Below are 16,921 nucleotides of genomic sequence, written 5' to 3' on the forward strand. Positions count from 1 at the left end.
AATTTCCGAATATTCTGTTGACTGTTATCGCATATCCAATTTACAATTTAATTGTGATATTTTTTCACAATTAAACTACTTAGAATACACTTCATTTATTCGAAAACAATTACAAATAGAGGTGCTAAAATGAAAACAAGAGTAAATCCAGAGTTATTACAAGGGTTAGAGATGTTTCCAAATCTCGATTTACACCCGGAAAACTTGCAATCAATCAGAGAAGGAATAGCTCAAATGAGACCACCTACCGTTGTTGATGAATCCCTTTCGTTAACAGATGAAGTCATTGTTGGACCTGATGATAATCCGTTACCATTAAGAATTTATCGTCCAAAATCAAATAATGAACCTTTACCTGTCTTATTATGGATACATGGTGGTGGTTATATCTTAGGGTCTATAGATGATAACGATGATACTTGTATGAGGTTTGCAAAAGAAGTTGGCTGTGTGGTTGTGTCTGTAGACTACCGCTTAGCTCCTGAACATCCTTACCCAGCACCAATTGAGGATTGTTATTCAGCTTTAAAATGGATTGCTGATAATGCGAAGTCATTAAACATTGATTCGAATCGAATTGGGGTTGCAGGAGTAAGCGCTGGAGGTGGACTAACGGCAGCATTATCATTATTAGCCCGAGATCGAAAATATCCTTCAATTTGTTTACAGATGCCACTCTATCCAATGATTGATGACCGAAATAATACACCTTCAGCGAATGAAATTAAAGAAGGATTTGTTTGGAATCAAAAGGCAAATGAAGCTGGTTGGAAAATGTATTTAGGAGAAATGTATGGAACAGATCAAATCCCTGCCTATGCAGCGCCTTCTCGAGCAGAGGATTATAGTGATTTACCATATACTTACACATTTGTTGGTCAATTAGATCCATTCCGCAGTGAAACATTAACCTATGTAAGCAAACTAGCGCAAGCTGGTGTTGATGTCGAGTTTCATTTATATCCAAATGCCTATCACTGGTTTGAAGGGTTAAATCCAAATGCCGATGTATCTATTTACGCTGTAAACGAAATGGTACAAGCAGTAAAGACTGGTTTCAAAAGAGTCTCTAAGGTTGAGGCTTAATCCCTTTACAAGAAAAACACTCGTAAATAGTATAATAGCCGATTCTCATTTAGAATCGGCTATTAATATGTAAAATTCACCTAATATATCAAGGTTGAGAAACAGATATAAGATGTTTAGGCGATGTGTTTATTTCCTCTGCCAACGCCTTAATGCTCATCATGATTTGAAGTATTTCTTCTAATGTTGTCCTCGGGTTGATAGAGCAAAGTCGAATTACTACTTTTTCTTTTAATTTAGTCGTACTTAGCATAGCAAATCCTCTTTGATTAATTTCTTCCACCAGTTTTTTGTTTATTTCATGAATTGTTTCTGTAGACGTTCGCTTACAAGGAATATAACGAAAAGTAACAATTCCTAATTGGGCAGGTGTTACTACTTCCCAATCTTTTTCTTTCCTTAAAAACTCTTCAACTTGTTCAGCCAACATAATGCCATGATCTATTGCCTCACGAAAAGCTGTGACTCCAAATGCTTTAAAAGAAAGCCATACCTTTAATGCCCTAAATCTACGAGAAAGTTCAATTCCACGCTCCCCAAAATTCACTTTTTCTTCTATATTAGTTTCCGTATCCTTAATATACTCTGGGATCATACGGAACGTTTTACTTAAATATTGGCTATTGCGAATGAGTACACAACCAACATCATAAGGCTGAAAAAGCCATTTATGCGGGTCTAACGTCAAAGAATCAGCACGATGAATTCCTCTTAACACCTCCCTTCCTTTTTCACTGAGAATTGCTGCAGCCCCATAAGCACCATCCGCGTGTAGCCATACATCTTCATCACCACATAGATCAGCCAATTCATCGAGGGAGTCCACCGCTCCGCAATTCGTTGTCCCCGCATTAGCAATAACACAAAATGGTTTTTTCCCTTTTAATCGATCTTCTTTTATTTGCTTTCTTAAAGTACTAACTGAAATTCTTAAATCTTCATCTGTTTCAATTCGGCAAATTTGATGATGTTTAAAACCTAATACTTTAAGTGCTCGATCTACAGAAAAATGAGTTTGGTTAGAAAAATACACAACCGCATTTTCTATGTCATTATTCAGCTTGACCTGTCTCGCTACAGTAAGTGCAGTCAAATTAGCCATGGAACCGCCACTGACAAATAGCCCTTCAGCTGAATCAGGGAATCCTAGCATTGATTTTAACCAGTTGATTGTCGTTAATTCAATTTGTTCAGCACCTGCACCTACTATCCAAGCTGTAGGAAATACATTAAACCCACTTGCTAAAAAATCTGCTATTACACCAACATAATTATTAGGACCTGGCACAAAAGCCATAAAATGAGGATGATCCACATGAGTAATTTGATTAAACACATTGTTATTAAGAAAATGAAGTAACTCTTTTGGATTGGATCCGTTTTCTGGAATCGTTTCAATTAGCTTGTCTCTAAAAATATTACTATCAATCGTTTCCGAAACTGGTTTACTTTTTAAATGATTCATATGATCAACAATCAAGTCCACCGCTTGATATCCTAACTGACGCATCTCTTCGGCTGATAACTGCAAGTTTTTTGTCATTTGGTTTACTCCTATTCTATTTAAAAAGGCGAGTTCTTGCTCGCCTTTTCATTTTTTATAATTTGTAATCACCGATTGCCTGTATTGGATTTTGAAGAATCATGTTGATTAACTGATGGATGTGATTCAATATTTCCTGTATTTTCTCCGCTTCATATACGGTTTGATCATATCCAAACTTTATTGTAAGTTTCTCTTCAGGGAAGCACATAATTCCATACTTTACATGAGGCTCATCAACAACTTCGTAATCTGTGATGGCAAAATTTCTGTTTTCATTTGAAGAAAAGATAGCTGAGTTAGTCGGATAGTTTTCAAAAACCCAAAGATGGTCAGTCAACTCAGTTTTTAATTCACTTTGTTTTTGTATATCAACAAATGAATAGTATGCATACTCATTACATTTCAATGTTTCTAGTTGTACTTTTTGCAGGAAGTCCACAAAAGATTGCGTTTCTGTCCATGCTAGTCGGATAGGCAAAACATTTGTGAACAGACCGAACATATTTTCAATCCCTTCTACTTCGGGAGGTCTGACTGATACTAGATTAGGTAATACTACTTCTCTCATTCCGTTGTATTTGCCAAGCAATATTCCCCATACAGCTAGTAATGCCGAATTCATAGTTATATTGTTTTTAGTTACAAATATCTGTAACTGATTAGTCAAATCCTTATCTAATGTTAAATCCATAAATGTGAAATTTAACCCTTCACTTTGAGTTGGTACTTTCTTTTTAGGAATACTAATTTTCCGATTGTATCCTGATAAATAATCCCGCCAAAAATGACGTGCTTTCTCATGATCTCGTGCTACAGTCCAATCTATGAATGTCTCAAAAGGTTTCACCATAGGTAACTCTGCCGTAGTTCCCGCATTTATTGTTTCATAGAGCTGGAATAATTCGTCTATCAAAATGCTGACGCTCCAACCATCACATAATAGATGATGGGAACTCCAAACTACCTTATGCTCGTTATTTCCTAGTTGGAATATACAGAGACGGGTCATGAGTTCATCATTTTTGAATCCTTGACTTAAATTTTCATTCATCCACTGGTCTAGGAATTCTTGCTGTTCTTGTTTCGTCATCTCAATCAAGTTTTTTATCTCTGAAATCATTTGAACATCATGTAGAACAGCTTGCCAAGGTTGTGCTTGTTCATCTTGCACAATTATCGTTCTTAAAGAATCATGACGATCAACTAATTGTTGGAAACACTGAATAAAGAGATTAATATCCAGCTCCCCCTCAAGTGCCCAAATTGTTTGTTCGAAATATGCATTTGTATCAGGTTCAGTCGCAGCATGTTCATAAATAACTTCCTGGAAAGGTGCCAATGGGTAAATACGTTCTATTTTTATTTCTGGCATTTTTTCTTGTATTTTGATAAGTGTATGTTGATTAAGTTGTTTATCTTTAACATTTAGTAATGTAACTTTATTATCGTTCATTTTGTTTACATCACTTGTTTGCGAATTTGGAAGATGATCAAGCTTTTTAACAAATTGAACCATGTCTCCTAATATAGGAAATGAAAATAAATTTTTTGGCTCCAGCTCAAATCCTTGTCTATACAGTCTGACGGAAACTTGAATCGCTTTTATCGAATCTCCACCTAAGGCAAAGAAATGATCATTTACTCCAATCCGATTTACTTTGAGTACTTCTTGCCAAACACTAGTTAATATTTTTTCCATTTCCGTTTTTGGAGCAATAAATACTTCATTTGTTTGTTTCTCCGGAGTAGGGAGCGCTTTTCTATCTAATTTCCCGTTTGGAGTCAAGGGCAATTGTTCCAAATAAACAAAATAAGAAGGAATCATGTAATCTGGCAAGTGATCTCGCAAATGCTTTCGAAGTTCTGTTGTGCTAATATTTTTCTCAGTTACCACATATGCGACTAAAAATTTTATACCATACTCATCTGTCTGATCAATCACTACTGCATGTTCGACTTGTTTGTAAGTGAGAAGACAATGGGCGATTTCTTCTAACTCTACTCGATATCCTTGAATTTTGACTTGATAATCTTGGCGGCCTAAAAATTCAATATATCCCTCAGGATGCATTTTTCCACAGTCTCCTGTCTTGTAAATAAGACCAAAATCAGGATGTGATACAAATGCTTCATTTGTTTTCTGTTCATCATTTAAATATCCTTTAGCAAGGCCCACTCCCCCGATATATAAATCTCCAATTACACCAACAGGGCACATTTTCTTTTCATAGTTCAACACATAATACGTTTGGTTTGCCAAAGGTATCCCGTATGGAATACTCTTCCAATGCGATTCCACCTGTTTGACCGGATAATAAATTGACCAAATCGATGCTTCTGTTGCTCCTCCGAGTGAAACTACTTCCGCAATCGGAAAATGTCGTTTTATTTTTTCTGGTAAAGAAAGTGGAATCCAATCTCCACTATGTAAAACTAAACGCAAGGAAGAATGTTCAAAATGAGAACCTACTTGATCTAATGCCAAATCCATAATTGCAGGTACTGTATTCCAAATTGTAATTCCTCTACGTTCGACAGTACGGATTAATTCTTGCATGTCTCTTGGATCACGAATCATTACCAACATTGCACCTGTGCTTAACGTTCCGAAAATATCGTATACAGATAAGTCAAAACACATAGAAGAAATACCAATAATACGATCATCTTCATTTACCTGATATTTTTGATTAATATCTTGAATGGTATTTGCAACCGCTTGGTGAGTAATAATTACTCCTTTCGGTTTTCCTGTACTTCCTGAAGTGTAGATAATATAGGCAAGATCTTCCGGACCAGCAATAGCAGGCATATCTTCTGTTGTGTATAATGACAAGTGGTTTTCTGCATAAAGACTAGGTTCTAATAAAAGTTTGCATGAGCTATTTTCTAAAATATATGTTTGGCGATCTGAAGGATGGTCGGGATCAATCGGAACATAAGCGGCACCTGCTTTTAAAATACCTATCATATTAGCAATTGTGTCAACTCGTCTTTGTGCTAAAAGACCAACTTTGTCACCTAGACCAATTCCTTGTTCTTTTAAAAAGTGCGCAACTTGATTGGAGCGCTTATGAAGTTCCGAGTATGTTAAGTAGTCTTGTTCAAAAACTACTGCTACTTCATCCGGTGTACGTTTTACTTGGTCTGTAAATAATTGATATAAAGTAGTCGACGGTATTTTTTCTGTTGTCTCATTGTATTGCTCAATTAAAGCATGGTCTGACTCTTTCATCTGCAAAGATGTTACGTCACTTTGTTTCACTAATTGTTCCAATAAGTCAACAAATTGGTGAAACATCGCTTCTATCACATCAACATCAAACAATTCTTCAACATAGTTCCAGCTAATTAATAACTCTCCATTTTTTTCAATTACCACATTATCCAAATACACTTGTGGAGTCCGAGCATGAATATGGCGAAGTGAACCAAGTTGTTCCCAAGCAAAAGCCCCCGCACCTGCTAGCATCGAGGTGAAAACAATTGGCATAACTGCTTTTGGCGTCATTTGATGATATCGAGTAAAATCTCGAATGAAATTAACTCCATCGTAATGGCGATGTTCGAGACCATCTAATAAAGTAGATTGCGTTTCTTTTACTCTAGTAAAGAAAGATTGATCTGGATTCACATCAACATCCAACAAGATGAGTGAAGTGAAATCTCCCACAATTTTCTCTACTTCTTCATGAACAGGATAACGGTTAAATACAGTCAAATTAATTGCCAATCGACGTTGATTACTCCAATATGCCAATACATCACCATATATTGTACAAAGCAGAGCCGAAGGAGTTACTTCTTTCTCTTGTGCTAACTTTCGTAGCTTTGTCCATATTTCATTGTCCAGGATCTTATTAAGTGATTGGAACTTAGGAGTAGCAATCTCTGCCGGATCCTTTTTTAACAGCAAAGAAGGCGCAAACGGAAAGTCAGGAAGCTTACTTGTCCAATAATCTTTTGCTGTTTTATATTCTGTACTTTGTTCCAGTTCATCATAGATAAACATGTAATCTTGAAAATCAAAAGATAGAGGTTCTAACCTTTGCTCTGGTTTATAATAATAATGAAACAAATCCTGTCCAACGATGTTCATGCTTGCTCCGTCCATTAATAAAGCATCGTATCGAAAACATAATAAATACGTGTCTTCTTTTAAAAGAAAGGCTTTTAATTCAAACAAAGGCCATTGCCCTAAAGGAAATACATGATTAGTCATTCGAGAACGTTCTTCTTGTAAGCGAGCATTTTGATTCCTATCATCTAAATCTATGAGACTTACTATTTCAATCTCGTAATCAGGAACGCTTTGTAATATTTGCTGTTCTCCCTCTGGTAAAATTACAGCTCGTAACATCGGATGACGTTGAATTACCTTTTGAAAACTTTTTGAAAGACGATTGATATTCAATTCTGTTTCATATTCAAAATAAGTTTGAGGTGAAATACCACTTAATTCAAACTGTGAATTCCGTCCTAACATGTACGCTGTCTGAACCTCTGTTAAGGGAAATGGCTTAGACAAATCTTTAACATGGGTTGGTCTATTTTCAAAGTTTTCCGTTTTATGCTCTAACTTTACACAAGTACTAAGTTGAGCAATCGTGGGATGCTTAAAAAAATCTGTTGTACTTATTTTTAAGCAGTCTTTTCTTAATAAATTAATTACCTGAAGTGCTTTAATCGATTCTCCTTTTAAAGCAAAAAAATTATCATGAATACCGATTCCCTCAATCTCCATAACTTTTTCCCATGCATGCACCAATTTTTGTTCAATTTCATTGCGCGGGGCAACGTATGGAATTGATACATAATCTGTTTGTGTTATATCTAATAACCTTTTCCTATCTACTTTCCCATTTGGATTCAACGGAATCTCTTCCACCTGAATCATTTTTTCAGGAATCATAAACTCAGGTAATTTATCACTTAAATATTTTCTGATTTCATCAAAAGAGACCTTATTATCCGATACATAGTACGCAGCTAATAATTTCCTATTTCCATATACTTGATCAACAACGATAGCTTGGTTTATTTCTGGATATTCCCTTAACTGGCTTTCGATTTCTCTTAATTCAATCCGATATCCCCGAATTTTTACTTGATGATCCATTCGACCTAGATATTCAAGTTCTCCATTAGGCAACCAACGAACGAGATCACCCGTATGATACATCATTTCTCCTGCCGTAAAAAGACTCGGTACAAACTTTTCATCTGTCAGTTTAGATTTCCCAAGATACCCTCGTGCTACCGCCACGCCACCAATGCAGAGTTCACCCGGAATTCCAAATGGTTTTAATTGACCATACTTATTCAATATATAGGAATGATAATTCGGGTTGGGACTTCCAATCGTAACTTCTTTGGCAGAGCTCAAATCCTTTACTGTTGCACAAATGGTTGTTTCTGTAGGACCATAAATATTTAAAATTGTCGCTTCACTGATGCATCGAATTTTTTCAACCAAATCAATGGAAAATGCTTCTCCTGCTAACAAAATAGATTTTAAATCTTTTAGAAAATTTGCCCCTTCTGGATCACTCAAAATCACTTCCATTCGCGATGGCGTTGATTCCCATAAATCCACCTTATGTTCTTTGACCAAATAAGCTAATTCTTTTGTTGCGAACTGATCCTCTGTAGCAATAACTACTTTCGAACCTTGTGTTAAAGGCAGACATATTTCTAACAAGGAGATATCAAAAGATACACTAGCAAGAAACAAGAATGACTGATTATCTTTTACTTTTTCTCTCATTACACTTAAAAAATGGACAAGAGATTTCTGTTCTACCATTACCCCTTTTGGATTCCCTGTCGATCCCGATGTGTAAATAACATAAGCTAAATCATTAGGATAACTTTCTCGAACTAAATTACTTTCCTCACCTTGGAAGAGATATTCCTCATCAAGATACAGCACTTCACCCGCAAATTGCGGCAATTCTACTTCTGTTCGCTTGCTCAGTAAACATTTCGCTTGACTATCTTGTAACATATATTCAATTCGTTCATTTGGATAGTTAGGATCGATTGGTAAATACGCTGCTCCTGCTTTTAAAATCCCCACCATGCCAATGATCATTTCCAATGACCGATCTACCATAACCCCAATAATACTTTCTTTCGAAACACCTTTACTTTGAAGAATAGAAGCCAATTGATTTGCTTTCTTATTCAATTCTCTATATGTCAAAGATTGATCATTACAAACAACAGCAATTTGATCTGGGGTTTTTAACACTTGCTCCTCAAACAAATCTTGAAATGATTGAGACAATTCTATGTCCGCCTGACCTTGATTCAATTCTTCTAGCAACTCTTTCTCTTCTTCTGAAATGATACAAATATCTTTCACAGCCAAATTCGAATTTGTTGACACTTGCTTTAAAACATAAAGATATGAATTTGCAAACTGTTGCAAAGAAGAGAATGAATGAGACTTGAAAGAAATTTGAATTTCAAATTCATTATGTATTTCATTCCATTTTCTTTGTATCCAGATGGCTAAATTATTCTCTGCATATTCTTCTATCGAATTTTTATTATGTAATCCTTCCATCCCAATAACAATTTGAAAAGGAGTTAAATGATGTTTCGCTAATAATTCAGAGAGTGGATACTCTTGATTGTCATACCCGAATAAAGTTGTTTGTTCAATCTGATTTACTACTTGTTTAAAGCTGTGATGCGGATGGATTTCACTTCCTAAAGGAATCAATTTATTAAGATTCTCGCTTTGTTCAAGATTTTTTTCGATTACAGGAATACCAATAGTAATTCTTTCTTGATCTGTATAGTGTGCCAAACAAATCCTTGATGCGGCCTGTAACCAGCTAAATAATAATAAATCTTGAGACTTACTTACTTTTTGTATACTTTTACTAAACTCTACATTCATTATGACTTGAACATGCTCGCTACGATTTTCTTTATTTAGTTGGTAACCGCTATTGAATACAGAAAAATCGAGAACCTCGGAAGATAATTGCTCCTTCCAAAACGCCTCTATCCCTTTATTCTCATGAATCGAACTTCGATCTTTAATGTGCATTTTTATCTTTATCCCCCTAATATTCATTTCATCTATTCGTTAATTTTCAAGCCAACTTCAAGCCCATGGAGAAATACTTGATGGTTATCCAAACATAAAAATTGCTGAATCTCTTCAAATTTCATATGACCAACTGAACAAACGCCTAAATTCAATGTCTCAGCCACCATATTTAAGGTAGCAGTGATAATACCAGACTCAATACAAGCAAATAAATATCCATCTGAACCGTATTTCGGGATGGAAGCGTTCGCATTATAAACCAAATAAACTGAAAAGGCAGACTGAGTAAATAAATCTTGGTTAATTGACTCATGATCACTTTTGATTACTTGATCAATATTATTTACAATAACAAGACAGTTTTTTGATGGGTTATAATAATAAAACCCAGCTTTCATACCTTCTATACGTTTTGGTTTTATATAAATAAAGATATCAATAGGGTAGAGTCCGCCTGCACTTGCGTAATGATAGTATATATTTTCTTTCCTAACCTGTTTTAGAGTTGATATGAATTGGGAAAATTCTAAAAAACTAATATGTTTTTTCATATCAAATTGGCGACAAGACCTACGTTCCTTGATTATAGTGGGTAACTCATTTGTTGTTTCAAGTTGAATTTCGGTTGACCGCACAGCATGGTGTGTTCGATTCAATTGTTCACTCATATACTTATCTAAATCTTCTTTAGAAAAGCGAATCTGGTTGCTATATGGATTCGGAAAAATCTTTTCTTGTGTGGAAAATACTTCTCTTGGGGGTAATATGTTACTTACTAACACACGATTTTTTATCATAAGCTCTATTGTTTTTTGTGTCTCTTCTACATTTCCTAACGAAAAGCGCTCTACTAGTTCACTAATTTTCACACCTTTTTGAGTCAAAAAATAAAACTCAGGAAACCATTCAGACAGAACGCCTGCAAATCTTGTTTCTCCTATCAAAATTTCATTATGCAACTTCTCCCAATGCTTAATAGGAGACCAGTAATAAATTTGCTCGCTCATATAACCCTCCATAAATGTTTTACTTATTTTCAAAATACAATTTTCTAATCTACAAAAATAATCTTTAGATTCTGCCCCTTGTCTCATAGTGATTATAAATACATGTACTTCAACGAAGCTTGAGAATAATAAAATAACTTTTGCTTCATTAAATTTTTTTATTTCATCATAAAAAATGATTTTTTATTAGACATTTCACATCCTTTCCCATAGTAATCCTATAAGGTATAAACCATTTAGAACATTGAGAATTTTCATGTATTTCCAATGTGAAATTATTGTAATGGATTGGAAAGCAGATGGAAATAGTTATTAAACAAAATAATATTGAGAAAGTTTTATTTGTTATAGCGATAAAATTTTCTAATGAGATTTATTACAAATAGATTAAGAAAAGAATTTGAAATTTTTCTTTAGAAGTTAGTGTAAAAATGCACATACTATTACATACAAGTGAGTTACTAACATATCGTAATTAAAATAGAGAAAAGACACCATTTAAGGTGTCTTTTCTCTATTTTAATTCCATATACTTTTGCATCTTTGCTATTTTTTAAACGATTTGTAGGAATTAATACAACTCGAACATCTAGCCCGTTAGATGTTCGAATATCTAATAAAAATTATATAAATTAAGAATGTGCTTCAGATAATTTTATAAATAAATACAAAGATATCTTCTCCTCCTACTGTTACAATAGCAATAATCTCTTGTCTATTTCCGTTATTAAATTGTAATATAATTACAGTATGTGAAATTATATTACTTTAACTTTAAAAGCGAAGTGAAAACAACCTTCACTTCGCTTTTTTCATTTGCAATCCCTATTCAATTTGCTTAATTCAGTATATACTTTCACATTATTTGCTTTTATTTAATCGGTTTCTCTGTTTTTAAAACTAGTGAACTTAATGCAGGAACTTTAATTTTATTTTCATGGACAACGTAAAGTGTTTTACTTCCCGCCTGATTCTCGTTTACTAGCACTTTCCATGGACCTTTCGATGGAAGTGTTATGTCAACGGCTTCCCTATTTGCATTGTGAGCCACCATAAAGTATTCGCTTTTATTCCCACTTCCCTTTCCATCTATTGTATAAGCTACAACATTTTTGGGAACATCGATAAAAGCTACATACTTTTTAATTTGCTCTGCAGAAGTCATACGAAAAGCTGGGTATTTTTTGCGTAAATCTATTAAGCCCTTCATATACTCTACTTCATTATTAAATGCTGCACGGCGTAACCAATCCATCTGGTTAATAGAATCAGGAGATTTGTAACTATTATGATCACCATATTTTGTGCGCATAAACTCTTGTCCTGCATGTAAGAATGGAATACCTTGTGATGTTAATAAAATAGAAGAAGATAATTTATGCATTTGTTTTCGCATTTCTTCACTGTCACCTGAATTAGTCAACTCAAGTTTATCCCATAAAGTATGATTGTCATGTGCTTCCACATAAGTTAGCACCTGCTCCGGATCTTGATAAGTAGACGAATTTGTATCATAGTCAATACCGGCTGTAACGCCTTTTTTAATACGGTCTTCCATGTTTTCCTTTCCATTTACAAAGCCATTTTCTTTCTCCTCAAATACACTCCCTTTCAATCCATCACGTATATTATCGTTAAAATGAGCAATTCCATTCATTTTCTCCGCATTTTTTTGATTTGCTTTTAATTCAGCTGCTAGAGGTGTATTTAAATCCCAGCCTTCTCCATGCAGAATAATAGAAGGATCAATTTGATTAACACCTTTACGTATCTCATTCATCGTTTCATAATCATGAATACCCATTAAGTCAAAACGAAATCCATCTAAATTATATTCTTTTGCCCAGTATGTGACGGAATCCACCATAAATTTCCTCATCATTTTTCGTTCCGAAGCGGTATCATTTCCTACACCAGTTCCATTTGCAAGTGTTCCATCTTCATTGTAACGATAATAGTAACCTGGAACTAACTTATGAAAATTAGATTCAGCGGCATTATACATATGGTTATATACTACATCCATCACAACACGAAGATTATTATCATGCAATGTTTGAATCATTTGTTTTAATTCAGTTATTCGAACAGTCGGCTCATAAGGATTTGTAGAATAGGAGCCCTCTGGGACGTTGAAATTTTTCGGGTCATATCCCCAGTTATATTGTGGTTCATTTAAAGCCTCTTCATTTACTGAAGCATAATCAAATATCGGTAAAAACTGAACGTGAGTAACACCAAGATCTTTCATATGATCAAGTCCTGTTTTTACACCTTCAGGCCCTTTTGTTCCTTTTTCTGTTACACCTAAATATTTCCCTTTATGCTTAATACCACTTTCAGGTTGGATGGAAAGATCGCGTACATGCAATTCATAAATAATAGCATCTTCCGGGTTTTTAAATTTCGGTTTTTTGTTTACTTTCCAGTTTTTCGGATTTGTTTCTTTTAAATTAACGACTACACCTTTATCTCCATTTACAGAAGCAGCACGCACATACGGATCAACGGCTTCTGTCCACTTATCGCCAATTTTCACCTTATACGTATAAAAGAGTCCCTTTTGGTCCCCTTTAAGTTCTGCTTTCCAAGTTCCCTTTTCACCTTGTTGCATGTTTATTTCAGTACCTATTTTATCGCTCCATTTTTTATATGTAACTAACTTCGCTTCACTCGCAGTAGGAGCCCATAAACGGAACTTTGTATGTTGCGGAGTATATATATTCCCTAAATCATTACCACCATAATAAAATAAATTATCAAATTCCTCGCTACGAATGACTTTACCGATTTCAGTATTCGCATCAGCTAAGTTTGCTATTTTAACTTTGTATGTTTGTTTTAAATCAATTTTCTGTTCCGTAATTATTTTAACCTTATTAGTAATATCTCCACTATTTTTATCAAAAGGATTAATTTCCTTAATTTTAATGCCCTCAATTTCAATTTTCTGTTCCTTACTATTAAACGGGACATTAGTCGTTACAGTAATTTCATTGAAACTATCAATAGTCGCTTTTTGAATAGAGAGATCAGAAGAAGGCTTAGAGTTATATACTTTTTCGTCACCTGAAAGGATCCATACTTCAGCACGACCATCCCTTATATTTTCAACCCAGTGATCACCTCCATCTTTTTCCCATTCATTGGTACGAACTATAAATCCTACACGATTATAGTCACCATCTATTTTTATCTTAGCGTATTTTCCAAATTCATCTTCACCAGTAAATTCATAAGATTTACCGTTTGCATTTTCTCCCCATACCCAAAGATTCCAGTCTTTTGTATTTCCAGATTTCTCTTTGTAATGAATGATAACTTCAGTTGTTTTCGAATTTGAAACTGCCTTCACACTCTGAAAAGAGAAAACAGATGATAACATAACGATTATGGCAAGTAATAAAAATGATTTGTTAATTAATCTTTTTGTCATTTGCACCACATACACCCTTTCTTTATATAGTACGAGCTATTTATTATGCTCATACTAAATTACACTGCTTAAATTAATGTAGAAATCTCTTTTACTTCACCCCCATATTGACTATTTTCACGTATGTATTTCAATGATCTTTTAGTACGAAAACGTTTGCATTAATGCTTAAAAAAATAGATTTTTTTTGCCTTCATATAGTTGTAAATACTAAAAGATCAGGGAAATCATTTTAAAGCAATCGTTTGTTATCGCTTTCATTTTATAGCACTTACTATTAAGAGGTCAATATATTATTAATTTTCTGTTTTTATATCCTTGAAATCTTATATATTTGTCGTAACTTATTGAAGATAGATGCCTGATTATTGCTTAGTAATTTTATTTTCACTAATACATTGCTACGTAAAAAATCAGCTAATATACTTAAAATGACATTAGCTGATTTTCATAATGTATTAATATATGAATGGAAACTATATTTCTAACTTACTTAATTTTTGCTGCATCAAATGCTTTTTGCACTGCTTGAACTTCAGCTGTATTCGCCCCATATTTATTAGTTGCCACTCGAATACATGCTGATTTCAATTCTTTGAAATTAGATGTCATGTTTAACTCATCTGTATTTGCATAATAGAAAATATCAAACATTTTATCTTCACCAATTCCTTTAACAGTTACTCCGTTATGAGTTCCGCCTTTTGCAATGAGATACGCAACTTTATTAATAATACTTGAATTAAAATGAACGCCACCTTGATCCCATCCATTAAAATCGTTAAATTCACTGTAATCATCTGGATACGGTACTCCAAGTGAAGATGGAACAGAAGCTGGGTTTTCCATATCACGGAAAACAGATCCAGTTTGTTCGCCCATTGTCCAGTTAAAGCTTCCATTATTTACGTATTTCTCAATAGATGTTCCCATAATATCAGATAGCGCCTCATTAATCGCACCAGATTCACCGTAATATTCAAGATTAGATTCGCTAGAAGTAACAGCATGTGTAAATTCATGTCCAGCTACGTCATATGCCTTGACAATAGGATCGCCATATACAAGCATACTTCCATTATTAGCACTTAATGCATTTTGCCAATTTTTCGGATCGTTCGTATCTTCAGAATCCCAAGCATGTACAACTGAAACTACCTTTTGTCCCTTATTATCAAAACTATTACGCTTATATTTATCTTTATAAAAATCAAATACCTTTGTTGCTAAATAATGAGCACTTACTGCTTTTGGATTGTTAAATGTTGTTGAAGTGCTGGTTGCTAGTGTACCAGGATAATAGCTTTCTTCTTTAGTAATATCTCTGTAATTCACATCATATGTTTCAATTCCTTGCCCTCTTGTATAATCAGCAAGTGCATATTTGCCATTACTTTGTTTAGAAATACCAAATGAACGAGATATACCTAAATCATCATTTCCTGTTCCAGTTAATGATGTAAGACTACTTTTTTTACTTTCCTTTAAAGCTCCAACTAGTTTTTCACTTGCTTTTAAGTTAGATTCTTGTACCATATTTTTTAACATATCACCATTTTGTGCATTTACTAAATAAGTTCCAGAAACATAGTTTGGTGTTGCCGCTTCAAATGTAACTTGATATGCATTTGAAGCTTGTCCATTATTTTCATCAACAAAAATAACTTCCTTAACTTCTGGCTCAGAAATAAACTTGATATCGTTCCCGTATTTCGTATAAATATATTGTTTCGCTTCATCTTTTGATAGATTAATAGGCTTTTTCAATTCTTCTTGTTTTAAATTTTGCGCGCTATCGCCTGAAACACTTTTAATAACACCCTTATTATCTACGTGTGCAGTTAATTGATGGCCATATACTTCTTTTCCTTCGTATGTTTGCTGCATACGCACAAGTGTTGTTCCATCATACGAACCACGTTTTTGAAGAACTTTATAATCTACTCCTGTTTCTCCATTGACTTGCTTTGAAGAAAGAGCTTGTTCTGTTTTCTCCTTAAGAGCATCTTTTACTACATTCTCTGGTGTTTTTTGTGACGGTTGTGTAAGTTCACCTGAACGGAATGAGTCCTCCTGAATTTGAACTTGAAGTTGATCTGTTTCCTCTGCATGACCTATTCCGTATGGTGCCACAGCTGTTAAAGCTAATCCTGTTGTTAATGCTACTTTAGTTAATGTCTTTGTGTTTTTCATTTTTTCACCTCGTATAATTTTGAAATAGAAAGCTTGTACAAAGTATACTGTCTATTTATGTCGAAAAAAAGAGAAAATACAAAATTTATGTAATATTATGCAAAATTACATATATGTGGTCGATAAAATAAAAAATGAGCCCTTTTAGGTGCTCATCCAATTGGTTAGTCGTTAATTATCTATATTCATTCTAATCAAAGTACACTTATATCTTATTAACAACATAAAAAACCACTCTTTACTATTTTAAGAATAGTAGATAAATACTTTAGTGAGGCAACGCATATACAAGTTAGATTTTTCAATATAATTTTGTTATTTATGTCTATATCTGCATGGATTGTAACGTTTTGAGACTGCTGAAGTCTTATATGAGTTTCAGGCTTTTTTATCTTGTCAAAAATATCTTTCAAAAATAAATTTGTCTCCCCATTTAAATATAGAAAAGGACATATCTATTGCATGTTATTAACTTAAGGTATGTTCTTTTAAAGCATATTATAAATATACATAGTGAGAAATGAAACAATAATTATTCAAATGAAAAATCCCCTAAATTTTTAAAGCGATTCAGGGGATTTTTTACC

6 protein-coding genes and 1 pseudogene are annotated in these 16,921 nt (G+C 33.9%); 1 reads left to right on the forward strand and 6 read right to left on the reverse strand.

Annotated elements, in window-relative coordinates:
• Window positions 1-129: 129 nt before the first annotated feature.
• On the forward strand, window positions 130-1,086 hold the full coding sequence (locus ACE38F_RS15515; protein ID WP_375369082.1) for an alpha/beta hydrolase: 957 nt from the start codon (window positions 130-132) through the stop codon (window positions 1,084-1,086).
• An 88-nt stretch (window positions 1,087-1,174) separates the two neighbouring features.
• Here the strand turns inward: ACE38F_RS15515 and ACE38F_RS15520 are convergent, their stop codons facing one another.
• The 6 genes and pseudogenes from ACE38F_RS15520 to ACE38F_RS15545 all read right to left on the reverse strand — a co-directional run bounded on the left by ACE38F_RS15520 (window position 1,175) and on the right by ACE38F_RS15545 (window position 16,334).
• A complete protein-coding gene (locus ACE38F_RS15520) occupies window positions 1,175-2,629 on the reverse strand; it encodes a pyridoxal phosphate-dependent decarboxylase family protein (protein WP_002127563.1) in 1,455 nt (484 codons plus the stop codon).
• Window positions 2,630-2,684: 55 nt separating this feature from the next.
• Window positions 2,685-9,695 (reverse strand): amino acid adenylation domain-containing protein, encoded by a 7,011-nt coding sequence (locus tag ACE38F_RS15525; protein WP_375369084.1) that lies wholly within the window; start codon window positions 9,693-9,695, stop codon window positions 2,685-2,687.
• A 32-nt stretch (window positions 9,696-9,727) separates the two neighbouring features.
• A complete protein-coding gene (locus tag ACE38F_RS15530; protein ID WP_375369085.1) occupies window positions 9,728-10,705 on the reverse strand; it encodes a SagB/ThcOx family dehydrogenase in 978 nt (325 codons plus the stop codon).
• Between the two features lie 527 nt (window positions 10,706-11,232).
• A pseudogene (locus tag ACE38F_RS15535) lies at window positions 11,233-11,325 on the reverse strand (DM13 domain-containing protein); the annotation flags it as partial.
• A 251-nt stretch (window positions 11,326-11,576) separates the two neighbouring features.
• Window positions 11,577-14,147 carry a type I pullulanase gene (gene pulA, locus ACE38F_RS15540; RefSeq protein WP_375369087.1) on the reverse strand — a complete coding sequence of 857 codons (2,571 nt, stop codon included), beginning with the start codon at window positions 14,145-14,147 and terminating at the stop codon, window positions 11,577-11,579.
• Window positions 14,148-14,630: 483 nt separating this feature from the next.
• Window positions 14,631-16,334: a M4 family metallopeptidase gene (locus ACE38F_RS15545; RefSeq protein ID WP_375369088.1), complete on the reverse strand. Its 1,704-nt coding sequence runs from the start codon at window positions 16,332-16,334 to the stop codon at window positions 14,631-14,633.
• Between the last annotated feature and the right edge of the window lie 587 nt (window positions 16,335-16,921).

It is taken from the genome of Bacillus altaicus (assembly GCF_042136375.2).
Taxonomy (GTDB): domain Bacteria; phylum Bacillota; class Bacilli; order Bacillales; family Bacillaceae_G; genus Bacillus_A; species Bacillus_A cereus_U.

What these genes read in the sequence shown, in the direction of transcription:
- ACE38F_RS15530 (WP_375369085.1), bottom strand. Translation starts at nt 10,705, where the DNA reads ATGAGCGAGCAAATTTATTACTGGTCTCCTATTAAGCATTGGGAGAAG.
- ACE38F_RS15520 (WP_002127563.1), bottom strand. Translation starts at nt 2,629, where the DNA reads ATGACAAAAAACTTGCAGTTATCAGCCGAAGAGATGCGTCAGTTAGGA.
- ACE38F_RS15545 (WP_375369088.1), bottom strand. Translation starts at nt 16,334, where the DNA reads ATGAAAAACACAAAGACATTAACTAAAGTAGCATTAACAACAGGATTA.
- ACE38F_RS15525 (WP_375369084.1), bottom strand. Translation starts at nt 9,695, where the DNA reads ATGCACATTAAAGATCGAAGTTCGATTCATGAGAATAAAGGGATAGAG.
- ACE38F_RS15515 (WP_375369082.1), top strand. Translation starts at nt 130, where the DNA reads ATGAAAACAAGAGTAAATCCAGAGTTATTACAAGGGTTAGAGATGTTT.